Genomic DNA, 23,970 nt, shown 5'->3' with positions numbered 1-23,970 from the left:
TGAGGTTGTGAGCTGTATCTCACACGTACGCGGTACTTCAACCGCAGTACGTCGAGTGCTTTGCACTCGACGCTCGATATCCGTAAGCGCTGAAGCGCTAACGGCTATCGAGACAGACTTGTTATAGGATCAAGCCTTACGGGCAATTAGTATCAGTTAGCTGAACGCATTACTGCGCTTACACACCTGACCTATCAACGTCCTGGTCTCGAACGACCCTTCAAGGGGATCTAGTCCCCAGGGATATCTCATCTTAAGGCGAGTTTCCCGCTTAGATGCTTTCAGCGGTTATCTCTTCCGAACATAGCTACCCGGCGATGCCACTGGCGTGACAACCGGTACACCAGAGGTTCGTCCACTCCGGTCCTCTCGTACTAGGAGCAGCCCCCTTCAAATATCCAACGCCCACGGCAGATAGGGACCAAACTGTCTCACGACGTTTTAAACCCAGCTCACGTACCTCTTTAAATGGCGAACAGCCATACCCTTGGGACCGGCTACAGCCCCAGGATGAGATGAGCCGACATCGAGGTGCCAAACACCGCCGTCGATATGAACTCTTGGGCGGTATCAGCCTGTTATCCCCAGAGTACCTTTTATCCGTTGAGCGATGGCCCTTCCATACAGAACCACCGGATCACTATGACCTGCTTTCGCACCTGCTCGACTTGTCGGTCTCGCAGTTAAGCACGCTTATGCCATTGCACTATCAGCACGATTTCCGACCGTACCTAGCGTACCTTCGTACTCCTCCGTTACGCTTTGGGAGGAGACCGCCCCAGTCAAACTGCCTACCATGCACTGTCCCCGACCCGGATCACGGGCCAAGGTTAGAACCTCAAACAAACCAGGGTGGTATTTCAAGGACGGCTCCACCGAAACTAGCGTTCCGGTTTCATAGCCTCCCACCTATCCTACACAGATCGGTTCAAAGTCCAATGCAAAGCTACAGTAAAGGTTCATGGGGTCTTTCCGTCTAGCCGCGGGTAGATTGCATCATCACAAACACTTCAACTTCGCTGAGTCTCGGGAGGAGACAGTGTGGCCATCGTTACGCCATTCGTGCAGGTCGGAACTTACCCGACAAGGAATTTCGCTACCTTAGGACCGTTATAGTTACGGCCGCCGTTTACCGGGACTTCAATCAAGAGCTTGCACCCCATCATTTAATCTTCCGGCACCGGGCAGGCGTCACACCCTATACGTCCACTTTCGTGTTTGCAGAGTGCTGTGTTTTTATTAAACAGTCGCAGCCACCAGTTTATTGCAACCCCTTCACCCTCCTGGCGCAGGCCAGTCAAGCTACAAGGGCGTACCTTATCCCGAAGTTACGGTACCAATTTGCCGAGTTCCTTCTCCCGAGTTCTCTCAAGCGCCTTAGAATACTCATCTCGCCCACCTGTGTCGGTTTGCGGTACGGTCATCATTAGACTGAAGCTTAGAGGCTTTTCTTGGAACCACTTCCAATTGCTTCGCTCCCTAGGGAGCTCGCGCCACACCCTTGAATTACGCGCCCGGATTTGCCTAAGCGCCTTCTCCAATGCAGCGACCGGGACTTCCAACACCCGGACAACCTTCCGCGATCCGTCCCCCCATCGCATCTAACAATGGTGCAGGAATATTGACCTGCTTCCCATCAGCTACGCATTTCTGCCTCGCCTTAGGGGCCGACTCACCCTACGCCGATGAACGTTGCGTAGGAAACCTTGGGCTTACGGCGAGGGGGCCTTTCACCCCCTTTATCGCTACTCATGTCAGCATTCGCACTTCCGATACCTCCAGCACCCTTTACAAGGCACCTTCGCAGGCTTACGGAACGCTCTCCTACCATGCGAGCAAAGCTCGCATCCGCAGCTTCGGTATATAGCTTAGCCCCGTTACATCTTCCGCGCAGGACGACTCGATCAGTGAGCTATTACGCTTTCTTTAAAGGGTGGCTGCTTCTAAGCCAACCTCCTGACTGTTTTAGCCTTCCCACTTCGTTTCCCACTTAGCTATATTTGGGGACCTTAGCTGGCGGTCTGGGTTGTTTCCCTCTTGACACCGGACGTTAGCACCCGATGTCTGTCTCCCGTGATTGCACTCTTCGGTATTCGGAGTTTGCTATGGCGGGGTAATCTGCAATAGACCCCCCAACCATGACAGTGCTCTACCCCCGAAGGTGAGACACGAGGCACTACCTAAATAGTTTTCGGAGAGAACCAGCTATTTCCAGGTTTGTTTAGCCTTTCACCCCTATCCACAGCTCATCCCCTAACTTTTCAACGTTAGTGGGTTCGGACCTCCAGTACGTGTTACCGCACCTTCATCCTGGCCATGGATAGATCACCTGGTTTCGGGTCTACGCCCAGCAACTGAACGCCCTATTCGGACTCGCTTTCGCTACGCCTGCCCTATACGGTTAAGCTTGCTACTGAACGTAAGTCGCTGACCCATTATACAAAAGGTACGCCGTCACCCCTTACGAGGCTCCGACTGTTTGTATGCATGCGGTTTCAGGATCTATTTCACTCCCCTCCCGGGGTTCTTTTCGCCTTTCCCTCACGGTACTGGTTCACTATCGGTCGATCACGAGTATTTAGCCTTGGAGGATGGTCCCCCCATCTTCAGACAGGATTTCACGTGTCCCGCCCTACTTGTCGCACACCTAGTTCTTTCATACTGTTTTCGCCTACAGGGCTATCACCTGCTATGGCCGCACTTTCCAGAGCGTTCGGCTAACAATACAAATAAAGAGTGCAAGGCTCATCCCATTTCGCTCGCCACTACTTTGGGAATCTCGGTTGATTTCTTTTCCTGCGGTTACTTAGATGTTTCAGTTCACCGCGTTCGCTTCACATGGCCTATGTATTCAGCCATGGATACTCCAAAAGGAGTGGGTTTCCCCATTCGGACATCTACGGATCAAAGCTCGTTTGCCAGCTCCCCGTAGCTTTTCGCAGGCTACCGCGTCCTTCATCGCCTGTGATCGCCAAGGCATCCACCACATGCACTTGTTCGCTTGACCCTATAACGAGTCTGTCTCTCGACAGCCGCTACAGGTTGAGTTCTCGCGTTGTGCCGTATTCCAATTGATGTCGGTCCGGCGTTAGCGCTTTAGCGCTTACGCAGGCCCCACTCCCGAAGGGAGTAGACCCGAATCATCTTGAGATACATCGATACAATCACAACCCGGATAACTTCCACGTCCATCTCGAGACGCTTCCGCTATCCAAATTACTTACTTCTTCCAGATTGTTAAAGAACGACAGCCGATATCTGTTGATATCCTCTGACTGGCTCAATCGCCAATGACAAAGACTCGAACAATCATCATTCGAATGTTTGTCATTGAGGATTGGTGGAGGCAGACGGGATCGAACCGACGACCCCCTGCTTGCAAAGCAGGTGCTCTCCCAGCTGAGCTATGCCCCCATGTACAGATTTGCCTCAGGTGTGTACCGCCACACAAGACGGTGGTGGGTCTGGTTGGATTCGAACCAACGACCCCCGCCTTATCAAGACGGTGCTCTAACCGACTGAGCTACAGACCCCTGAGTCTGTCTTTAATTTACAGCCGATAAGCGTGAGCGCTCAACTTGTGCGAGAAGCTCTGGAAAGGAGGTGATCCAGCCGCACCTTCCGATACGGCTACCTTGTTACGACTTCACCCCAGTCATGAATCCTACCGTGGTGACCGTCCTCCTTGCGGTTAGACTAGCCACTTCTGGTAAAACCCACTCCCATGGTGTGACGGGCGGTGTGTACAAGACCCGGGAACGTATTCACCGCGGCATGCTGATCCGCGATTACTAGCGATTCCAGCTTCATGCACTCGAGTTGCAGAGTGCAATCCGGACTACGATCGGTTTTCTGGGATTAGCTCCCCCTCGCGGGTTGGCAACCCTCTGTTCCGACCATTGTATGACGTGTGAAGCCCTACCCATAAGGGCCATGAGGACTTGACGTCATCCCCACCTTCCTCCGGTTTGTCACCGGCAGTCTCCTTAGAGTGCTCTTGCGTAGCAACTAAGGACAAGGGTTGCGCTCGTTGCGGGACTTAACCCAACATCTCACGACACGAGCTGACGACAGCCATGCAGCACCTGTGCGCCGGTTCTCTTTCGAGCACTCCCGCCTCTCAGCAGGATTCCGACCATGTCAAGGGTAGGTAAGGTTTTTCGCGTTGCATCGAATTAATCCACATCATCCACCGCTTGTGCGGGTCCCCGTCAATTCCTTTGAGTTTTAATCTTGCGACCGTACTCCCCAGGCGGTCAACTTCACGCGTTAGCTACGTTACTAAGGAAATGAATCCCCAACAACTAGTTGACATCGTTTAGGGCGTGGACTACCAGGGTATCTAATCCTGTTTGCTCCCCACGCTTTCGTGCATGAGCGTCAGTATTGGCCCAGGGGGCTGCCTTCGCCATCGGTATTCCTCCACATCTCTACGCATTTCACTGCTACACGTGGAATTCTACCCCCCTCTGCCATACTCTAGCCTGCCAGTCACCAATGCAGTTCCCAGGTTGAGCCCGGGGATTTCACATCGGTCTTAGCAAACCGCCTGCGCACGCTTTACGCCCAGTAATTCCGATTAACGCTCGCACCCTACGTATTACCGCGGCTGCTGGCACGTAGTTAGCCGGTGCTTATTCTTCCGGTACCGTCATCCCCCGACTGTATTAGAGCCAAGGATTTCTTTCCGGACAAAAGTGCTTTACAACCCGAAGGCCTTCTTCACACACGCGGCATTGCTGGATCAGGCTTTCGCCCATTGTCCAAAATTCCCCACTGCTGCCTCCCGTAGGAGTCTGGGCCGTGTCTCAGTCCCAGTGTGGCTGGTCGTCCTCTCAGACCAGCTACTGATCGTCGCCTTGGTAGGCCTTTACCCCACCAACTAGCTAATCAGCCATCGGCCAACCCTATAGCGCGAGGCCCGAAGGTCCCCCGCTTTCATCCGTAGATCGTATGCGGTATTAATCCGGCTTTCGCCGGGCTATCCCCCACTACAGGACATGTTCCGATGTATTACTCACCCGTTCGCCACTCGCCACCAGGTGCAAGCACCCGTGCTGCCGTTCGACTTGCATGTGTAAGGCATGCCGCCAGCGTTCAATCTGAGCCAGGATCAAACTCTTCAGTTCAAACCTGTTACTGTTTTCGGTTCTTTCGAACCGGTCGCTCACTCAAAGCTGACAGGAATATGAATCACTTCATAAACCTGACTTACTTTAGTGTGAGACTCTTGATACTTTCGCTATCTGATCCGAGGATCAGCTCGCTTTCATCAAGCGCCCACACTTATCGGCTGTTAATTTTTAAAGAGCATTTCTGCGAGGAATCTTGAACCCCTCAGCAGCGCTGCGTTTTCAGCAGCAGAGAAGCGAGATTATGAACCGTGTTTCGCAGCTCGTCAACAACTTTCTGAACGACTTCGTTGCGACCGCGGGGCTCAACTTCCGTGCCGTCAAGGCTCGCTACCGCCGAACCCCAACAGCACTGCTTCCCTTCCTCCCGCGCCGCGTTTCCGTTGGCGCGAAAGAGGCGTGATTCTATGCATCCCCCGGCGATCGCGCAAGGGGTTTGACGCAACTTTTTCACAAACGCCGCAATTCGGCCGTCCGGCCATGCCTGAGGCACGAGACCGCTTATGGTGCAAAGAACGGACTAGAATGTGAGGTTCTTCGCCTCTTTCTATATACGTCTTTAATATGCGCCAGCGAATCGCCAAACGCCTCCCCCCCGATGCCGACAAACTGGTCGGTCTGTCGCTTGCGCTCTTCGCGTCGGGCAGCCGCATCGAGGATCGCTTCTGGGAAGCGAAGCTCGATGCGCTGCTCGCCAAGATTGTCCGCAACGGCAATCAGACCACGCTCGACGCCGCGCTCGACCATCTCCAGCAGAATCATCCCGACGCCTACGGCGCGCTCGCCGATATGGCCGAGACGCACAGCGAGTCGATGGTGATCGAGCACGACGGTCAACCGTACGATGCGCTGCTGGTCGCCGTCCCGGTTCTCGCCTGGACGCGTTACATGATTCCGTCCGGTCCGCTCAAGGGCGACGTGGCCGACGCGCTGCGAACGCATCTGCAGGCGCACGTCCTGGCGAACGGCACGCTCGTCGGGCTCGCCCCGTTCCTCTACAGCATCGACCAGTTGCCGCGGCACCACGTGGAAACCTACCGGCTTGCGCAGCAACTCGCCCATGCGGCAATCGGCCAGCACACCCCGAAGCTGAGCTTCGGCGATCTGCCGGAAACCTCGCCGATCCTGGCCGATCCGCGCTTCCTGCTGGCGGTCGTCGCCGCGCCGGCCGGCGCACCGCTGTTCCGCTGGCAGGAAGAAGAAAACGGCAGCCGCATCGAGCGCGGCCAGTGCCTTGAACAGTGGACGGCACAAGGCGGCCCGAACCTGTCGATCGCGCTGCCCGGATGCGAATTCGAATGCCTGCTTCCGGACGCGTACTACTCGGCCTGTCGCGATGCAGACGAACGCGTGCGTCCGCACACCGTCCGAACGGCCATTCGTTATCTATTCGACACACTTGGTGCGGCGCCGCAAGAGTTGCGGGCGGTGGTCGCCGGCTTCGGCGAGCGTCGTATCGACGAGTATCGCGTGGGCTTCACGCGGCGTGCCAGCAACGACGTGATCTACGGTGTCGTGTGGCCGCTCTACGGCCGTGAAAACGGCGACGTATCGACCGACAGCGCGACGCTCGAAGGCGAAGCGCCGATCGAAGGGCCGCTCGAAGAAATCGTGAGCCTGCTGAAGGAATGCGGCATAACCGACGTCCGCAGGCACGCGGGCCGTTTCGAACCCGAATACTGCGATGATTGCGGCGTGCCGCTCTACGCAGATCCGCTCGGCGAAATCGTCCATGCGGAAATGCCGGAAGACGCGTCGCCCGCCCAGCCGCACTTCCACTGACATGTCCCCGCAGGCCCGTCGGCCTGCCCCGCCAAAAGCCGCTTCCGGTGCCTGCCGAAGCGGCTTTTTTTCTTGTCCGATGCTCTATCGCCGAAAATTTCGAACTTTTCCTAAGCCTTTCAGCCAAGCAGACATCGTGTAAGGTCTTTGTCATTATCGGGACCAGCTTATACCCGATAGCAGTCGATGACTCACCTTACGGAGATTGAATATGCGGTTCTTGGTGCTTAACTCAGACGCCGAACGGCGTGACGGACTGAAGGCCCTGCTGCGGCAGATCGACCGGCACGCCAGCATCAACGATGCGCCCGACAGTTTCCAGGCGCGCCGGCTACTGCGCACCCAGCGTTTCGACCTCGTCGCGATCGACTGGCTCGACGTGGGCCGGCTCAGCGAGCTCCAGGCACTCGGCAACGCGTGCTCGCCGACGCCGATCGCCGTCCTGGTCGACGAAGTCTCGCCCGAAGCCATCCAGCGCTTCTTCAACTACGGCGTCGCGGGCGTGATCCCGCATTCCACGCGGCCGCACCTGATCGTACGTGCGCTCGAGATCGTGCTGCTGGGCGGGCACTACATTCCGCCGATCGCCCTCAGCCTGCTGCCCGCCCCGACGACGGCACGCCAGGATGCCCATTTCCAGACGCTCGCCGGCTCGCTGCCCCGCCGCCCGCCGAGCGGCCTCCTGTCGCCGCGGCAAGCGCAGATCATGCGGTTCGTCCACATGGGCAGCACGAACAAGATGATCGCGCGTACGCTCGGCATCAGCGAAGGCACCGTGAAGATCCACCTCGCGAGCATCTTCCAGCAGCTCGGCGCAGCAAACCGCGCCGCCGCCGTCGCGATCTACAACGGCTGGCTGTCGCCCCATCTCGAGGTGCTGCTGGCGAACCGTAACCGCACCCGCAAACCGGCCATCGGCGAACACGGCCCGGTTCCGCTGCGTACACAACGGCATGACCGTCCGTACCCGTTGCCTACCGCCCATGCCGGCACGCAGGACCTGCCGCTCGCCGCCGAGCCGCGGCCACGGTTCCGGCGCGGACGCTAGGCAAACAGTCTCGATATTGCGACGGTCGGGCATGTGCAGATTCCCACCTTTGATGCTCAACGAGTAATATGGACGCATGGGTTTTCTTTTCACACCGCTTCCGCTCTGGGTTGGCATCGGTGGCTGGATCGCCGCCGTGGCCCTGCTCGCGCTCGCGATCTGGAATCGCCCGTTCGTACGCCTGCAAGACGCCACGCTTCAGCACGTGTGGCTCGCGCTCGTCACCGCGATCACGGTCCTGTGGGCCTCGAACGCATGGCTCGAAGATGGCATCGTCATGCATCTGCTTGGCGCAACGCTGCTCGTCACGCTGTTCGACTGGACACTCGCGCTGGTCGCGATGGGCGCCGTCACGGCGATTGCCGCGGTCATCTTCGACGCGCCCTGGCAAGGCATCGGCCTGACCTATCTGATCTACGGTGCGCTGCCTGTCGGCGTGTCGGCGCTGCTGCAACGCGCCGCGCTCGCCTGGCTGCCGCATAACCTCGCCTCGTTCATCACCGGGCAGGGCTTCCTGTCGCCGGCCATCGCGATCGTCGCGGTCGCCGCCGCGGCGGCAGGTGTCCAGCTCGCACTCGCCGACGGCGTGCCCGTCGTGATTCCGGCCGGCTATCTGCTGAACACCGCGCTGCTGGCGCTCGGCGAAGCATGGTTCACCGGCATGGCAACGGCACTCATCGCCGTCTATCGCCCCGCGTGGGTCACGACCTTCGACGTCCGGCGCTACCGCCTCGGCGGCCCGCGCGCCTGAATTTTCCCCTGATCGGCTCGGCGCACACGCGTACCGGCGGTACTTCCGCGGCGCGCGCCGAATACGCCACCTACTGCCGCACAACTTTTTTACGCTAAGATTGAACTCCTGTTCTTCATCGGGCATCTATACGTGCCCGATGTCTCCTTCGCTCCTCACCAATAACCAGATGGACAGCTCTCCTGCCTCGCTCCGGATTTTCCGGGCGCTCGGCAAGCTGGCAGCCTGTATCGCGGGCCTGTCGCTTGCGCTTCCCGCACCGGTATTCGCCGACCTGCTCGACCAGCGCTCCGAACTGATCAACAAATTCGTCAACGAGATGCATGCCGATCCGCTCGCCGCCGATTGTGCGGCGCACGGCAGCTTCATCGCCAGCACGTCGACGGCGTTCGACCGCGTCGACTTCGCACCGAACGCATTCGACAGCGGCAACGCGACGATCACGCCGTGGAACGACTCGTTCGACCAGGGCAAGCAGCGCGTGAAGGTCGACAACATCGTCACCGTCGACGGGCTCGGCATCCACAGCAACGGCAGCGATCCGACGCCGCTGAAATTCCGTTGCGGCTACGTCGGCCAGCAAATGCTCGCGTTCAGCTGGAACGACCCGGTTCCGCCGCTGAAGCCACGCGTCGAGCGCTCGTCGTCTTCGACGAAGAAGTTCAAGGGCAAGTCGCATCGCGGCAAGGCCAAGGCGAAGGCATCGGGCCGCACCGGCAGCAAGAAGGCCGTCGCGACGAAGAAATCAAGTGGCCAGAAGAAAGCCGTGAAGAAAAAAACCGCGAAGAAGTCCTGATACGACGGAGCGGCAACGACAGCAGCAAAAAAGCCGACGCATCGCAAGATGCGCCGGCTTTTTTCATGCGACGACGGCCGTGCTTAACCGAACGTGTCGATGTGCACCAGGATCGCGGCGAGCATCGCCGCGCCGAGCGCCGCGCTGCGCTCGCCGTTCCAGCCGACGCGCTCGTCGGGCAGGTTGGCGTTGTCCTTGAACGGCATTTCGAGCGTCAACGACAGACAGCCGAACTGGTGGCCGATGTACTTCGACGCGAGCTTCAGCGCATCTTCCTTGTACTTGCTCGCCGCGTAGCCATGCTCGGTCTGGAAGTCGGGGCTTGCGACCTTGAACGCGTCGATGAACGCAGCCTGCTCCTTGCCCTGCTGCTCGGTAAAGCTTGGCAGCATCTCCGAGCCGGCGACGAACACGTACGGCAGATCCTCGTCGCCGTGAATGTCGAAGAACATGTCGCAACCGATCGCGTGGATCGCATCGCGCACGGCCAGCACTTCGGGGCTGCGCTCGGCATCGGGTGCCATCCACTCGCGGTTCAGGTTCGCGCCGGCCGCATTGGTGCGCAGGTTACCGTGCACGCTGCCGTCCGGGTTCATGTTCGGGACGATGTAGAACGTCGCGCGATCGTAGAGCTTGCGCGCAACCGGATCGCCAGCCCAGTCGCCCCATCCGGCCAGCCGCTTGACCAGGCCTTCGACGAACCACTCGGCCATCGATTCGCCCGGATGCTGACGCGCGATGATCCACACTTTCTTCCTCGACGCACCATCGGTTTCCGGCGTGCCGAGCGTCAGCAGCGATATCGGACGGCCTTCGACCGTACGGCCGAGCTCGACGACGCTCGCCTGCGGCAACTGCTGGACCGCACCGAGAAACGCCGCGTGACGCTCTTCCGAGTACGGTTCGAAATACGCGTAGTAGATGCTGTCGAACTCCGGCGTATGGTCGATGGTCATCGTCTTGCCGTCGAACGTCGTCGGCACGCGGAACCAGTCGACCCGGTCGTAGCTCGCCACCGCGTGGTAGTTGCGCCAGCCCGACGGATACGCGCATTCGGCTGCGTTCTCGAACGTCATCACGCATCGCTCGCCGCGCGCACCCGTCAAGCGGTAGTAAAACCATTGCGCGAATTCCGAACGATTGTCGCCGCGCACGCGCAGCCGGATCGCGTCGGGGCTGTCGCACGACACGACGTCGATTGCGCCTGCGTCGAAATTACTGGTGATCGAAAGGGCCATCTATCTCTCCTTTGTCGACCGGAGTTAGCGCTTTAGCGCTTACACCAGTCCCATGCAAAGCTGTCGACCGGAGTTAGCGCTTTAGCGCTTACACCCGTCTCATGCAAAGCTCGCGACCGAAGCGGACGGTGTACCGCCTGTCCGGCCTCATAAGCGCCGGCCGTCTCGTGAACGGCCGGCAGGGTCACTCGCCGACGCGCCGGCGATATACGTACGTCGAATCGTTCGACGCAGCTGCATCGAACGCATAACCTTCGGTCGAGAATGCCTTCAGCGCATTCGGGTCGGTGATCCGGTTCTCGACGACAAAACGCGCCATCAGGCCACGCGCGCGTTTCGCATGGAAGCTGATGATCTTGTAGCGTCCGCCCTTCCAGTCCTCGAATACCGGCGTGATGACCGGTGCGGCCAGCAGCTTCGGCTTGACCGACTTGAAGTATTCGCTCGACGCGCAGTTGACGAGCACGCGCGCCGCGCCACTGCGCGTCTCGAGCTGCTCGTTCAGTGCCCGCGTGATGCGGTCGCCCCAGAACGCATACAGATCCTTGCCGCGCGCGTTCGCGAACCGCGTGCCCATCTCGAGCCGATACGGCTGCAGCAGATCGAGCGGGCGCAGCAGCCCGTACAGGCCCGACAGCACGCGCACGTGCTGCTGCGCATAGTCGAGATCGGTGGACGACAGCGATTTCGCGTCGAACCCTTCGTAGACGTCGCCGTCGAACGCCAGCACGGCCTGCTTCGCGTTGGCCGGCGTGAAGGTCGGCGACCAGTCGGCGTAGCGCTGGAAGTTCAGGCGCGCGAGCGGATCGGAGATATCCATCAGCGTGGCGATGTCCTGCGGCGACAGCTTGCGCAGGCCGTCGATCAGTTCCGACGCGTCGTCGACGAATGCAGGCTTCGTGTAAGACTCGACATGCGCGGGCGTGTCGTAGTCGAGGGATTTGGCGGGAGAGAGAACGATTATCATAGAGGCTCGCTGGCACGCCGTGCCTTGCGGTCAGACGAAAACCACCGATTGTAACGAATGACCCGCTCTCTCGCCCCGCATGCCGCACACCGCGTCGTGCTCGACTCGAACGTCTGGATCGACATTCTCGTATTCGACGACCCCGCTACGCGCCCGATCCGTGCCGCGCTGGAGCACGGCACGCTGGCCGCCGTGATCGACGGCCGCTGCCTGACCGAACTCGAATACGTGCTCGACTATCCGCAGTTCCAGTCGCGCGCGATCGACAAGGCGGCCGCGCTCGCAACGGTCGCCCGGCTCGCGAGCCTCGTCGAACCGCCGCCCATCGACGCCGACGCGCCGCCGCTGCCGAAGTGCAAGGACCGCGACGATCAGAAATTTCTCGAACTCGCCCGCGCCGCGCAGGCCGATTGGCTCGTGTCGAAAGACCGCGCGCTGCTGAAGCTCGCGAAACGCACCGCACGCGACTTCGGTTTCCGAATCGCGCAACCCGCGCCGTTTGCCGAAGCCTGCGCACTCGATGCCGCGCCGCCCGCCACGGCGACGCCGGCCTGACGCCCCAACCCGAATTCGACCGTATCGATGAACGCTCCTTCAGATATGCCAACGACTCCCGTTTTCCCCTCGCGCCTGCCGAACGTCGGCACGACGATCTTCACGATCATGAGCGCGCTTGCCGCCGAAAAAGGGGCGGTGAACCTCGGCCAGGGCTTTCCGGATTTCGATTGCGATCCGCGCATCGTCGATGCGGTCGCCGCCGCGATGCGCAACGGGCACAACCAGTACCCGCCGATGGCCGGCGTCGCGCCGCTGCGCGACGCGATCGCCGACAAGATCGCGCAGGTGTACGGCCGGCGCTACGATCCGGGCACCGAAATCACCGTGACGGCCGGCGCGACCCAGGCGCTGCTGACGGCGATCCTGTGCGCGGTGCATCCGGGCGACGAAGTGATCGTGGTCGAGCCGACCTACGACAGCTACCTGCCGTCGATCGAACTCGCCGGCGGCAAGCCCGTGTTCGTCACGCTGGAGGCGCCCGACTACGCGATCCCGTTCGACCGTCTCGCGGCCGCGATCACGCCGAAAACGCGGATGATCCTGATCAACACGCCGCACAACCCGACGGGCACCGTGTGGCGCGAGGCGGACATGCGCAAGCTCGAGGACATCGTGCGCGGCACCAACGTGCTGATCCTGTCCGACGAGGTCTACGAACACATGGTCTACGACGGCGCACGCCACGAAAGCGTCGCGCGCTACCCGGAACTCGCCGCACGCAGCTTCATCGTGTCGAGCTTCGGCAAGACCTATCACGTGACGGGCTGGAAGGTCGGTTACGTCGCGGCGCCTGCCGCGCTGACCGCGGAATTCCGCAAGGTCCACCAGTTCAACGTGTTCACGGTGAACACGCCGATGCAGATCGGGCTCGCCGACTACCTGCGGGACCCGTCGCCGTACCTGTCGCTCGCAGGCTTCTATCAGCGCAAGCGCGACTTCTTCCGGGCCGGTCTCGAACGCACGCGCTTCAAGCTGCTGCCGTGCACGGGCACGTACTTCCAGTGCGTCGATTACTCGGCGATCAGCGACCTGCCCGAAGCGGAATTCTCGAAGTGGCTCACGTCGGAGATCGGCGTGGCCGCCATTCCCGTTTCGGCGTTCTATCACGCGCCGCACGAATCGGGCGTCGTGCGCTTCTGCTTCGCGAAGCAGGAAAGCACGCTCGCATCCGCGCTCGAACGGCTCGCCCGCCTGTAAGACCCGCACGGGCGGCCGCACGCCGCCCTTCGGGAACCGCGCTTACGAACGCGCGACGTTCGCCGCTTCGACATACGCCTTGCGCTCGGCCGCCACGCGTTGCGCGGCAGGGCGTTCACTCACCATCTTGGCGTGCGCCTTCCAGTCGATGCCTGCATCGAGCAGGAAGTCGCGCCCGTATATGGCCTTCGTCGCCATGCCGATGACCGGCAGATGGACCCACGCGGCGATGTCCGCGAGGCCGAACGACTCGCCGAGCACATACGGCGAAAACCGTGTCATCTGCTTGAATGCATCGATCGCGCGGGGCAGGCGCTTCTCGACGTGCGCCTTCATCCCGTCGCTGACCTTGCCGCCGAAAAACGCTTCCGTGTACACCTCGCGCGCCATCCATTCGAGATACAGCTCGAGCGTCTCGACCAGTTCGCGCACTTTCGCCGCCGCGAACGGGCTCGTGGGGAAAATGCCTTTCTCGGGATAGCGCGCCGCCAGGTATTCGATGATTGCCTGCGACTCGAACAGCGCCCCCTCTTCGGTCTTCAGGAACGGAATCTTGCCGAGCGGCGAATCGGCAAGCTGCGCCGGATCGCTGATCGGCAAACCGCACACCGCTTCCTCGAACGGAATGCCGTGTTCGAGCAGGACGAACTTCACCTTGTTGTAGTAGTTGGACAACGGAATACCGCACAGCTGTAACATCGAAGTCTCCTTCCTTGCTCAGGGGCGGCCGCATCGACGCCGGCCGCATCGGGATTCACCGCGCCGAAAAGCACGTTCGTGCTAGTCTAAAGCAAGTTTTGCGTTCGTCACGACAACATTACATCCGCTGCGGCGTCGGCTCTGGCCGCCCGCACGACATATGCGGCGTCGCTGCCGCGCCACCCGATGGAGACACGCTCGCATGAGTGCTGAACTGCTGGCCTCGCGTCCGCCCGAGAGCGAATCGACGCTCGTCCTCACGCTGTCCAATCCTGGCGCGCGCAACGCGCTGCATCCCGACATGTACGCGGCGGGCATCGAAGCGCTCGCCACCGCCGAGCGCGATCCGGCGATTCGCGCCGTCGTGCTGACGGGCGCCGATCGCTTCTTCTGCGCCGGCGGCAACCTGAACCGGCTGCTCGAGAATCGCTCGAAGGATCCGTCCTTCCAGGCCGACAGCATCGATCAGCTCGCGGCATGGGTCACGGCGATCCGCGCATCGACGAAACCGGTGATCGCGGCCGTCGAAGGCGCCGCGGCCGGCGCGGGCTTCTCGCTCGCGCTCGCGTGTGACCTGATCGTCGCCGCACACGATGCGAAATTCGTGATGTCGTATGCGCGCGTCGGCCTGACGCCCGACGGCGGCGGCTCGTGGTTTCTCGCCCGCGCGCTGCCGCGTGCGATCGCGGCCGAAATCCTGTTCGAAGGCAAACCGGTCGCCGCCGAACGCCTGCATGCGCTCGGCGTCGTCAACCGGCTCGCCGCGCCAGGCACCGTATTGAGCGACGCACTGGCCTGGGCCGAAGCACTCGCCGGCATCTCGCCTAATGCGCTCACGCGCATCAAGTCGCTGCTCGACGACGCGACCGCGCAACCGCTGGACGCGCACCTCGGCACCGAGCGCGATCATTTCGTCGCGTCGCTGCATCATGCGGACGGGCTCGAAGGCATCACCGCTTTTCTCGAGAAGCGTCAGCCGCGCTACAAGCGCTGATCCACCGCGTCGGACTTCGAACCGACGCCACGCCGCCGCGTCCATCCGAGGCGGCCCGCAGACGCCGCACGCAACGCCGGCGACGCTCTCCGGCCCGGCCGCGCATGCCCGTCGGCGCGCGCGTTTGCGTCGCCAGCAGCCCGTGTCGATCCATGCTCTAATGACCGCCTGTCGCGGCGCCGCCGGCGCCGTTTTCGCGCATGCCACACAGGAGTTGACGATGATCGACGTCTATAGCTGGGCGACCCCGAACGGCCACAAGGTACACATCATGCTCGAGGAAACCGGCCTCGCGTATCGTGCGCATCCGGTCGATATCGGCGCGGGCGACCAGTTCGAGCCCGAGTTCCTGAAGATCAGCCCGAACAACAAGATCCCCGCGATCGTCGATCCGGACGGCCCCAGCGGCCAATCGATCTCGCTGTTCGAATCGGGCGCGATCCTGATTTACCTCGCGGAGAAGACCGGCAAGTTCCTGCCGGCCGATCCGGCCGCGCGCTATGCGACGCTCGAGTGGCTGATGTTCCAGATGGGCGGTGTCGGCCCGATGCTCGGGCAGGCGCACCACTTTCGCCTCTATGCGCCGGAGAAAATCGAGTATGCGGTCACCCGCTATACGAACGAAGCGAAGCGCCTGTACAACGTGATGGAAAAGCGCCTCGGCGAATCCGAGTATCTGGCGGGCGACACGTACACGATCGCGGACATCGCGACGTTCCCGTGGACGCGCTCATGGCAGAACCAGGGCATCGTGCTCGACGCGTTGCCGAACGTGAAGCGCTGGCACGAGGCGATCGCCGCGCGACCGGCCGTGCAGCGCGGTGTCGAAGTGCTTGCGTCGATGCGCAAGGCGCTGCAGGACGACAAGGCACGCGAGGTGCTGTTCGGCGCAACGCAATACGCGAAGCACTGACCCGCACGAGGCGGGCGGAGCGGCATCCGTGCATGCCGCTCCGTGCTTCAGAAGTAATGCAGCGTGATGAACTCCGCCGCGCACACCGGCAGCGGCGCGTCGGGGCGCTCGACCTGCACCGATACCGACCACGTCACCTGGATGCCGCCGCGCGCGGCGTCGGCGGTTTCCTTCACCGCGAACAGCGCACGCACGCGCGCCCCGACCGGCACCGGCTTCAGGAACCGCACGCGGTTCAGCCCGTAGTTCACGCCCATCTTCTGCTCGAAGCGCATCGCGTCGGTCATCAACGCCGGAATCAGCGACAGCGTCAGGAATCCGTGCGCGATCGGCCCGCCGAACGGCGACTCGCGCCGCGCGCGTTCGGGGTCAACGTGAATCCATTGATGATCGCCGGTCGCGTCGGCGAAACCGTCGACGCGCGGCTGGTCGATCTCGATCCAGCCGCTCGCGAGCGGCTCCGCGCCGACCCGCGCCTGCAGCGCCTGGGCCGAGGCGATCAGCGGCAAGGTCACGTCGGTCATGGGTTCGCGCCTCCCGGATGGCGCAGCCCGAAAATCACCTTGGTGTGCACGCTGATCACCGTCTCGCCGGCTTCGTTCACGCCGACCCATTCGGTCGACACGATGCCGCGATCGGGCTTGCTCTCCGACACGCGCTTGTCGTGCACCTTCTGATACATCGTGATCGTGTCGCCGGCGCGCACCGGCTTCAGCCAGCGGATCGAATCGATGCCCGGCGAGCCCATGCTGGTCGAATCCGGCCCGAGCTTCTGAACCAGCAGGCTCATGAACACCGAGCACGTATGCCAGCCGCTCGCGACGAGCCCGCCGAAATGCGACGCCTTCCCCGCTGCCTCGTCGACATGGAATGGCTGCGGATCGTAGCGCTTCGCGAACGTCTTGATGTCGTCCGGCTCGAACGTGTAGCGGCCCACTTCGGTGGTACTGCCGACCACCAGATCTTCGTAACTGATGCCCACTGATAAGTCTCCTTGTCTGACGCGCTCGCGCGTCGCCGTCATGCTACGTCGGTCTGCGCGAAATCGGGCAGCGCCGTGATGCGGGCGAGGTGATGATCGGTATCGCCAAGCGTCGTCTCGATGATCGACAGCCGCTTGAACAGGTGCGCGGCGGCCACCTCGTTGGTCACGCCCATGCCGCCGTGCAATTGGACCGCCTGCTGGCCGACGAAGCGCGCGGCCGCCCCGACCCGGGCCTTCGCGGCCGACACGGCCTTGCGCCGTGCATCGGCATCGCCGTTCGCGTAGCGCACTGCCGCGAGATAGGTCAGCGAACGCGCCTGCTCGGCATGGATCAGCATGTCGACCATCCGGTGCTGCAGCGCCTGAAAGCGCGCGATCGGCACGCCGAACTGCTCGCGCGTCTTCGTATATTCGACCGTCGCGCGATTCAGCTCGTCGAGCGCGCCGACCGCTTCCGCGCACAGCAGGAAGGTCGCGTAATCGGCGATCTGCTCGAGTGCCGCCGCGTCGCGCGCACCGCCCGTCAGCAGTCGGGCCGGCGTGTCGTCGAACGTGATCGTCGCGGCACGCTGGCCGTCGATGGTCCGGTAGTCGACCACCTTCGTGTTCGCTGCATCGCGTTCGACGACGAAGAGGCCGATGCCGCCACCGTCGATTCGCGCAGGCACGATCCACACGTGCGCCTGCGCGCCGTGCTGAACCACCGACTTGGCGCCGGTCAGCCGGTACGTGCCGCCCTGCTCGTGCGCGTGCGTGTCGAGTTCGTATAGATCGTAGCGCGCCCGCGGTTCGTGGAATGCGACCGCCACGCGCTTTTGCCCTTGCGCGACCGCCTCCAGCAGCGCGGCATCATCGCCTGCGCCGGAGCCGGCAATCCGCAACGCCTCGACGCCGACCGCCGTGGCCCAGTACGGCTCGATCACGAGCGCGCGGCCCAGCTCCTGCATCACGACCAGCATGTCGACCGGGCCGCCGCCGAAGCCGCCCTGGGCGTCCGGCACGGGCAACGCGGTCAAGCCGAGTTCGGTGAACGCGCTCCACTGCGCGTCCGACACACCGGCATCGCTGCGCACGATCGCCTGGCGCGCTTCGAAGCCGTATTGCTCGCCGAGATACCGGCGCAGCGCGTCGGCGAACTGCTGCTGCTCATCGGTAAAGCTGAAATCCATGGTTGTCTCCGTTCCCTGATCACAGCCCCAGAATCATCTGCGCGATGATGTTCTTCTGGATCTCGTTCGAACCGCCGTAGATCGACGTCTTCCGGTAATTGAAGTAGTACGCGGCGAGCGGCGCCGCATCGTCGTCGCCCGCGATGCTGTGCTCGCGCTCGCCGTCGAGGAACGGCACGTCGAATGGGGCGGCCAGCGGGCCGATCGCTTCGACCATCAGCTCGGTGAGCGCCTGCTGCACCTCGGTGCCCTTGATCTTCAGCATCGACGCCTCGGGGCCGGGCCCCTTGCCGCTCGTCTCGCGGCTGACGACGCGCAGCACCGTCACTTCCAGCGCCATCAACTCGACTTCGAGTGCCGCAACCTTCGCGGCGAACACGGGATCGGCGAGCAACGGCTTGCCGTTCTTGCGCTGATTCGATGCGACGCGCTTCAGGAACGCAAGCTCCCGCTTCGACGCGCCGACGCGCGCGATGCCGGTGCGCTCGTGACCGAGCAGATATTTCGCGTAGGTCCAGCCGCGATTCTCGTCGCCGACGAGATTCTCGACCGGCACCTTCACGTCCTCGAAGAACACCTCGTTGACCTCGTGGTCCTCGTCGAGCATCACGATCGGGCGCACCGTGATGCCGGGCGTCTTCATGTCGATCAGCAGGAACGAGATACCCTCCTGCTTCTTCGCGGCCGGATCGGTGCGCACGAGGCAGAACATCATGTCGGCGTACTGGCCGAGCGTGGTCCAGGTCTTCTGGCCGTTCACGACGTAGTGATCGCCGTGGCGCTCGGCGCGCGTGCGCAGCGACGCGAGGTCGGACCCGGAACCCGGCTCCGAATAACCCTGGCACCACCAGTCCGAGCCGTCGAGAATACGCGGCAGATAGTGGCGCTTCTGCGCTTCGCCGCCGTATTTCATCAGGACCGGCGCAACCATCGACACCCCGAACGGCAGCACGGTCGGCGCACCGATCCGCGCGCACTCCTCGTCCCAGATGTGCCGCTGCGTCGCATTCCAGCCCGGGCCGCCATATTCGACCGGCCACGCGGGTGCGGACCAGCCGCGCTGGCCCAGAATGCGGTGCCAGCTCGCGAAATCCTCGCGGTCGAGTCGTTTGTGATCGAGTACCTTGGCGCGCAGTGCGTGAGGCAGGTTGGCCTCGAGCCAGGCGCGGACGTCAACGCGGAACGCGTCGTCGGCGGGGGAATAATCCAGATCCATGCGCAGTGTCTCCTGTCCGCGACCGTCCGGCCCGGCCAGGACACGCTGCGTACGTCATTGCAGCGGTTCTTTCAGCGCGGCTGGAATCGGCAGCGGCATCACGTCGATGCCTTCTTCGACCAAGGACTGCGCATCCTCTGGCGTCGTGACGCCGCGAATGCTGCGTGCGGGCGCCTCGTTGTAATGGATGCGCCGCGCTTCCTCGGCGAAGCGCTCGCCCACGTTCTCGGTCTTCTCCAGCACCTCGCGCAGCGCGCGCATCACCTGCGCCTGTAGCGCACGCGGATCGGCCGGCTGCGCCTGCGTCGCGCCCGACAGGTTCAGGCGCGGCGCCGACGGCAGACGGTTGACCTCGGTGGTCCCGCACACCGGACATTCGACCAGCTTGCGGGACAACTGCGCTTCGAATTCATCGGCGGAAGCGAACCAGCCTTCGAACCGATGACCGTGCGGGCACTGTAAATCGAGGACCTTCATGCTGAATCAGGGCGTGTGACGAGTGTAGCGCAAAAAGCGGTTTTGTGAACGGTCGTGCTAAATCGCGATCGCGCAGCGCGAATGCACCGCGTCGCGGGATTGTAACGCGGCGCCCCGCCCGCCGCTGACGCCGTACTCAGGGCGTGACGACCGGCCCGAGCGGCCACGTGCCGGACAGCACCTTGTCGAGCCACATCGTGCCGATGATCGTCTTCACGTCGGAGATCTGACCCGTGCGCACCCATTCCTGCAGGTCTGCCAGCGTCGCGGTGAAGGTTTCGAGGAATTCGCCTTCGTCGAGCTTGCGCTCGCCGGCCGTGAGCCCGCGCGCGAGGTACAGGTCGATGAATTCGGTCGAATAGGAAATGATCGGGTGGATGCGGGCCAGGAACACGTATTCGCGCGCCGTGTAACCGGTTTCCTCGCGCAACTCGCGCGCCGCGCACGCGAGCGCGCCTTCGTTCGGGTCGAGCTTGCCGGCCGGGAATTCGGCCATCACCTTGCCGATCGGATAGCGGAACTGGCTTTCCATCAGCACGCGGCCGTCGTCGAACAGCGGGATCACCATTACCGCACCCGGGTGCTGGACGTATTCGCGCGTGGCCTTCTTGCCGTCCGGCAGACGGACGGTGTCGCGCTTGAGCTTGAGGAACGCGCCTTCGAAGATCGCCTCGCTCTCGAGGCAGGTTTCGGTCAGTGCGGCGTCGTGATTGGGTAGTTCGGCCATCGGCGGCTCCTGAATGAGCACGACGGACGGCCGAAGCCGTCAGCGTCGTTTGACGAGATACTGGAACGTGAAGCCGGGAAACGCGAACACGACGAAGAGACTGAACGTGATCGCGTAAAACTGCCAGCCCTGTTCGAAGCGGTTGCCGGCGCGCGACTCGAGCCAGAAGCCGAGCGCGCCGACGACGAAATACAGCACGATCAGCTCGCCGATCCGCACCCACGCGTTCTTCTTCGTCGCGCCGAACGGCACGACGGCGAAGAGGCGTTGGTTCAGGAACGGCAGGTTGGCGCAGACGAGCGCCAACAGCACGATGAACCAGCCGGCTGCCGACATTACAGCGGCAGCGTGTGACGGATTGCCTGCAGGCAGGCAGTCAGCAGCGGGCTCGGGATCAGGCCGAGCACGACGACCGCCAGGCCGTTCAGCACGAGGATCGTGCGCTTGCAGAAATCGCCCGAGATCGGCGTCGAATCCTGCGGGGCATCGAAGTACATCAGCTTCACGATGCGCAGGTAGTAGAACGCACCGAACAGCGACGTGATCACGGCCAGCACGGCCAGCCACGTGAGGCCCGCGTTGACGGTCGCCTCGAGCACGGCCAGCTTCGCGTAGAAGCCGACGGTCGGCGGGATGCCGGCCAGCGAGAACATCATGACCATCATCACGAACGCGAACACCGGGCTGCGCTTGTTGAGGCCCTTGAAGTCGTCGATCGTTTCCGCTTCGAAATCGCGGCGCGCGAGCAGCATCACCACGCCGAACGAGCCGAGCGTCGTGATCAGGTAGACGATCGCGTAGAACATCGCCGAGCTGTACGCGTTCGCCGGGGCCGCCGCGTCGCCCTTCACGATGCCCGCGAGCAGCCCGAGCAGCACGAAGCCCATGTTCGAGATCGCCGAGTACGCGAGCATCCGCTTGATGTTGCGCTGGACGATACCGGTGATGTTACCGACGATCAGCGACAGCGCGGCGAGGATCACGAGCGCAGTCTGCCAGTTCTGGGCGAGCGGCAGCAGGCCCATCACCAGGAAGCGCAGGCCCCATGCGAACGCGGCAACCTTCGGGCCGCCGCCGACGAACAGCGTCATCGCGGTCGGTGCGCCCTGGTAGACGTCCGGCACCCACATGTGGAACGGCACGGCGCCGAGCTTGAACGCGATACCGGCGACGATGAAGATGACGCCGAACATCAGCACCGCCGCGTCGGTGTTGCCGCCGACCGCCTTGTACACCTCACCCAGCTCGAGCGAGCCGGTCGCGCCGTAGAGCATCGAGATGCCGTACAGCACGAAGCCCGACGCGAGCGCGCCCAGCACGTAGTACTTCATCGCGGCTTCGCTCGACTGTGCGGCGTCGCGGCGCAGCGCGATGACCGCGTACAGCGACAGCGACATCAGTTCGAGGCCGAGGTACAGCGTCAGGAAATTGTTGCCCGACACCATGACCAGCTGACCGAGCAGCGAGAACATGCCGAGCAGGAACACGTCGCCGCGGAACATGTCGCGGTCTTCGAGGTACTTGCGCGAATAGACGAGCGAGACCGCGAAACCGAACGACACGACCGCCTTCATCATGCTCGCGAACGAGTCGACGACGATCATCTTCGAGAAGAAGTAGTACGGCTGCGGGTCGAGCGCCTGGACCGCGAACCACACGCCGGCGACCACCGACGAGACGACTGCGATCAGATAGGTCAGGCGGCGACCGGAAGCACCGGCAAAGGTGTCGTTCAGCCATGCGACGACGATGGCGGCCATCACCAGCGCGTCGGGCAACAGGACATTCATAGGAGCGTTCATGATCTTGAGTTCCTCCGCTCGCGATTACTGGGCCAGCGGCAGCTTCGACTGCGCGACGTGGGAGAGGAGGTTTTCGACGGAAACGTGCATCACGTCGGTGAAAGGCTTCGGATACAGGCCCATCAGCAGCGTGAACGCGGCGAGCACGGCCAGCATCAGGAATTCGCGACGGCCGATGTCCTTCAGCTTGGCGACGTGATCGTTCGCCACCGCGCCGAAATACACGCGCTTGTACATCCACAGCGTGTAGGCCGCGCCGAGGATCAGCGTGAATGCCGCGCCGAATGCGATCCAGAAGTTGTACTGGACGGCCGCGAGAATCACCATGAACTCGCCGACGAAACCCGATGTACCCGGCAGGCCGCAGTTGGCCATCGAGAACAGCATCGCGAATGCCGCGAACTTCGGCATCACGTTCACGACGCCGCCGTAGTCGGCGATCTGGCGCGAGTGCACGCGGTCGTACAGCACGCCGATGCAGAGGAACATCGCGCCCGACACGAAGCCGTGCGAGATCATCTGGATGATCGCGCCTTCGACGCCGAGCTGGTTGAAGATGAAGAAGCCGAGCGTGACGAAGCCCATGTGCGCGATCGACGAATACGCGACCAGCTTCTTCATGTCGGCCTGCACCATCGCGACGAGGCCGATGTAGATCACCGCGATCAGCGACAGCGTGATCACGACGGGCGCCAGGAAGTGGCTCGCGTCAGGCGTGATCGGCAGCGAGAAGCGCAGGAAACCGTATGCGCCGAGCTTCAGCATGATCGCCGCCAGCACGACCGAGCCGCCCGTCGGCGCTTCCACGTGCGCGTCCGGCAGCCACGTGTGCACCGGCCACATCGGCACCTTCACCGCGAACGCGAGGAAGAAGGCAATGAACAGCAAGATCTGTGGCGTCATCGCGATCTTCGCGTTCTGCCACGTCGCGAGGTCGAACGAATGCGTTTCCGTGTACAGGTAGATCAGCGCGACCAGCATCAGCAGCGAGCCGGCCAGCGTGTACAGGAAGAACTTGAATGCCGCATACACGCGGTTCGGGCCGCCCCACACGCCGATGATGATGTACATCGGGATCAGGGTCGCCTCGAAGAACACGTAGAACAGCAGGCCGTCGGCCGCCGAGAACACGCCGATCATGATCCCGGACAGGATCAGGAATGCCGCGAGGTACTGCGCGACGTTCTCGGTGATCACTTCCCACGCGGCGATCACGACGATCACGGTGATCAGCGCGGTCAGCACGACGAACCACATCGAGATGCCGTCGACGCCGAGGTGATACGCAATGTCGAAGCGTTCGATCCAGGTCGACTTCTCGACGAACTGCAGTGCGGCCGTGCTCGAGTCGAAGCCCGTGATCAACGGGATCGTGACCGCGAGCCCGAGCAGCGCACCGATCAGCGCGATCCAGCGGGCCGTCCCCGGATTTTTGTCGTTACCTACCGCCAGCACGAGGAGGCCGAAAACGATCGGCAGCCAGATCGCGGTACTGAGAATCGGAAAAGCGTGCATTAGT

General features: G+C 62.4%; 21 protein-coding genes, 2 tRNA genes and 2 rRNA genes. 9 read left to right on the top strand and 16 right to left on the bottom strand.

Annotation, left to right across the window (positions count from 1 at the left end):
- Positions 1-125 precede the first annotated feature (125 nt).
- From BLS50_RS13635 to BLS50_RS13615, 4 genes are all read right to left on the bottom strand, one after another.
- Positions 126-3,007: ribosomal RNA gene (locus tag BLS50_RS13635) — 23S ribosomal RNA — on the bottom strand.
- Positions 3,008-3,338: 331 nt separating this feature from the next.
- Positions 3,339-3,414, bottom strand: a tRNA-Ala gene (locus BLS50_RS13625).
- 42 nt (positions 3,415-3,456) lie between these two features.
- Positions 3,457-3,533: transfer RNA gene (locus BLS50_RS13620), tRNA-Ile, on the bottom strand.
- Positions 3,534-3,596: 63 nt separating this feature from the next.
- Positions 3,597-5,129, bottom strand: a 16S ribosomal RNA gene (locus BLS50_RS13615).
- Together the 16S and 23S rRNA genes with 2 tRNA genes alongside form the textbook arrangement of a ribosomal RNA operon.
- Before the next feature lie 199 nt (positions 5,130-5,328).
- Here BLS50_RS13615 and BLS50_RS35925 point away from each other — a divergent pair.
- The 5 genes from BLS50_RS35925 (at position 5,329) to BLS50_RS13595 (ending at position 9,509) form a co-directional block, all read left to right on the top strand.
- Positions 5,329-5,535 (top strand): hypothetical protein, encoded by a 207-nt coding sequence (locus BLS50_RS35925; protein ID WP_176934158.1) that lies wholly within the window; start codon positions 5,329-5,331, stop codon positions 5,533-5,535.
- A 161-nt stretch (positions 5,536-5,696) separates the two neighbouring features.
- On the top strand, positions 5,697-6,914 hold the full coding sequence (locus tag BLS50_RS13610; RefSeq protein WP_074802417.1) for a DUF2863 family protein: 1,218 nt from the start codon (positions 5,697-5,699) through the stop codon (positions 6,912-6,914).
- A gap of 211 nt (positions 6,915-7,125) precedes the next feature.
- Positions 7,126-7,962: a response regulator transcription factor gene (locus BLS50_RS13605; protein ID WP_012328890.1), complete on the top strand. Its 837-nt coding sequence runs from the start codon at positions 7,126-7,128 to the stop codon at positions 7,960-7,962.
- A gap of 76 nt (positions 7,963-8,038) precedes the next feature.
- The gene (locus BLS50_RS13600) at positions 8,039-8,713 is read left to right on the top strand and encodes an energy-coupling factor ABC transporter permease (protein WP_011545801.1); all 675 of its coding nucleotides are present in this window, start codon (positions 8,039-8,041) and stop codon (positions 8,711-8,713) included.
- A 139-nt stretch (positions 8,714-8,852) separates the two neighbouring features.
- Positions 8,853-9,509, top strand: coding sequence for a BspC domain-containing protein (locus BLS50_RS13595; protein WP_011545802.1), 657 nt, complete (start codon positions 8,853-8,855; stop codon positions 9,507-9,509).
- An 83-nt stretch (positions 9,510-9,592) separates the two neighbouring features.
- Here the strand turns inward: BLS50_RS13595 and BLS50_RS13590 are convergent, their stop codons facing one another.
- Both BLS50_RS13590 and yaaA read right to left on the bottom strand, forming a co-directional pair.
- Positions 9,593-10,747, bottom strand: coding sequence for a M14 family metallopeptidase (locus BLS50_RS13590; protein WP_074802416.1), 1,155 nt, complete (start codon positions 10,745-10,747; stop codon positions 9,593-9,595).
- Positions 10,748-10,931: 184 nt separating this feature from the next.
- A complete protein-coding gene (yaaA, locus tag BLS50_RS13585) occupies positions 10,932-11,714 on the bottom strand; it encodes a peroxide stress protein YaaA (RefSeq protein ID WP_074802415.1) in 783 nt (260 codons plus the stop codon).
- A gap of 57 nt (positions 11,715-11,771) precedes the next feature.
- Between yaaA and BLS50_RS13580 the strand changes: the two genes are divergently transcribed.
- The gene (locus BLS50_RS13580) at positions 11,772-12,269 is read left to right on the top strand and encodes a putative toxin-antitoxin system toxin component, PIN family (RefSeq protein ID WP_054928005.1); all 498 of its coding nucleotides are present in this window, start codon (positions 11,772-11,774) and stop codon (positions 12,267-12,269) included.
- Positions 12,270-12,296: 27 nt separating this feature from the next.
- Entirely contained in the window at positions 12,297-13,469 is a 1,173-nt protein-coding gene (locus tag BLS50_RS13575; RefSeq protein ID WP_074802414.1) for a pyridoxal phosphate-dependent aminotransferase, read from the top strand.
- Positions 13,470-13,511: 42 nt separating this feature from the next.
- Here BLS50_RS13575 and BLS50_RS13570 read toward each other — a convergent pair whose 3' ends face one another.
- Entirely contained in the window at positions 13,512-14,168 is a 657-nt protein-coding gene (locus tag BLS50_RS13570) for a glutathione S-transferase family protein (RefSeq protein ID WP_074802413.1), read from the bottom strand.
- Positions 14,169-14,370: 202 nt separating this feature from the next.
- On the opposite strand from BLS50_RS13570, the gene BLS50_RS13565 reads away from it, so the two are divergent.
- Positions 14,371-15,162 (top strand): oxepin-CoA hydrolase, alternative type, encoded by a 792-nt coding sequence (locus BLS50_RS13565; protein ID WP_074802412.1) that lies wholly within the window; start codon positions 14,371-14,373, stop codon positions 15,160-15,162.
- 220 nt (positions 15,163-15,382) lie between these two features.
- Positions 15,383-16,075, top strand: a complete 693-nt coding sequence (locus BLS50_RS13560) for a glutathione binding-like protein (protein ID WP_074802808.1) — start codon at positions 15,383-15,385, stop codon at positions 16,073-16,075.
- Positions 16,076-16,122: 47 nt separating this feature from the next.
- Here the strand turns inward: BLS50_RS13560 and BLS50_RS13555 are convergent, their stop codons facing one another.
- The 9 genes from BLS50_RS13555 to BLS50_RS13515 form a co-directional block, all read right to left on the bottom strand.
- Positions 16,123-16,599, bottom strand: a complete 477-nt coding sequence (locus BLS50_RS13555) for a MaoC family dehydratase (protein WP_006496999.1) — start codon at positions 16,597-16,599, stop codon at positions 16,123-16,125.
- On the bottom strand, positions 16,596-17,057 hold the full coding sequence (locus BLS50_RS13550; RefSeq protein WP_012328898.1) for a MaoC family dehydratase: 462 nt from the start codon (positions 17,055-17,057) through the stop codon (positions 16,596-16,598). The genes BLS50_RS13555 and BLS50_RS13550 overlap by 4 nt, the downstream gene beginning before the upstream one ends.
- Positions 17,058-17,095: 38 nt before the next feature.
- A complete protein-coding gene (locus BLS50_RS13545) occupies positions 17,096-18,229 on the bottom strand; it encodes an acyl-CoA dehydrogenase family protein (protein WP_074802411.1) in 1,134 nt (377 codons plus the stop codon).
- Positions 18,230-18,248: 19 nt separating this feature from the next.
- A complete protein-coding gene (locus BLS50_RS13540; protein ID WP_074802410.1) occupies positions 18,249-19,445 on the bottom strand; it encodes an acyl-CoA dehydrogenase family protein in 1,197 nt (398 codons plus the stop codon).
- A 54-nt stretch (positions 19,446-19,499) separates the two neighbouring features.
- Complete coding sequence (locus tag BLS50_RS13535; RefSeq protein ID WP_006478278.1) at positions 19,500-19,922, bottom strand: DUF1178 family protein; 423 nt, start codon at positions 19,920-19,922, stop codon at positions 19,500-19,502.
- A 136-nt stretch (positions 19,923-20,058) separates the two neighbouring features.
- The gene (locus tag BLS50_RS13530) at positions 20,059-20,649 is read right to left on the bottom strand and encodes an NUDIX domain-containing protein (RefSeq protein ID WP_012328901.1); all 591 of its coding nucleotides are present in this window, start codon (positions 20,647-20,649) and stop codon (positions 20,059-20,061) included.
- 39 nt (positions 20,650-20,688) lie between these two features.
- Positions 20,689-20,985, bottom strand: a complete 297-nt coding sequence (locus BLS50_RS13525; RefSeq protein WP_006478276.1) for a DUF2818 family protein — start codon at positions 20,983-20,985, stop codon at positions 20,689-20,691.
- Positions 20,985-22,439, bottom strand: coding sequence for an NADH-quinone oxidoreductase subunit NuoN (nuoN, locus tag BLS50_RS13520; RefSeq protein ID WP_023476907.1), 1,455 nt, complete (start codon positions 22,437-22,439; stop codon positions 20,985-20,987). The genes BLS50_RS13525 and nuoN overlap by 1 nt, the downstream gene beginning before the upstream one ends.
- A 36-nt stretch (positions 22,440-22,475) precedes the next feature.
- The gene (locus BLS50_RS13515) at positions 22,476-23,966 is read right to left on the bottom strand and encodes an NADH-quinone oxidoreductase subunit M (RefSeq protein WP_006478274.1); all 1,491 of its coding nucleotides are present in this window, start codon (positions 23,964-23,966) and stop codon (positions 22,476-22,478) included.
- Between the last annotated feature and the right edge of the window lie 4 nt (positions 23,967-23,970).

The organism is Burkholderia orbicola (assembly GCF_900100915.1).
Taxonomy (GTDB): domain Bacteria; phylum Pseudomonadota; class Gammaproteobacteria; order Burkholderiales; family Burkholderiaceae; genus Burkholderia; species Burkholderia orbicola.
The sequence above is the reverse complement of the archived record's forward strand: the minus strand, read 5'-3'. Positions and strand labels throughout refer to the sequence as shown.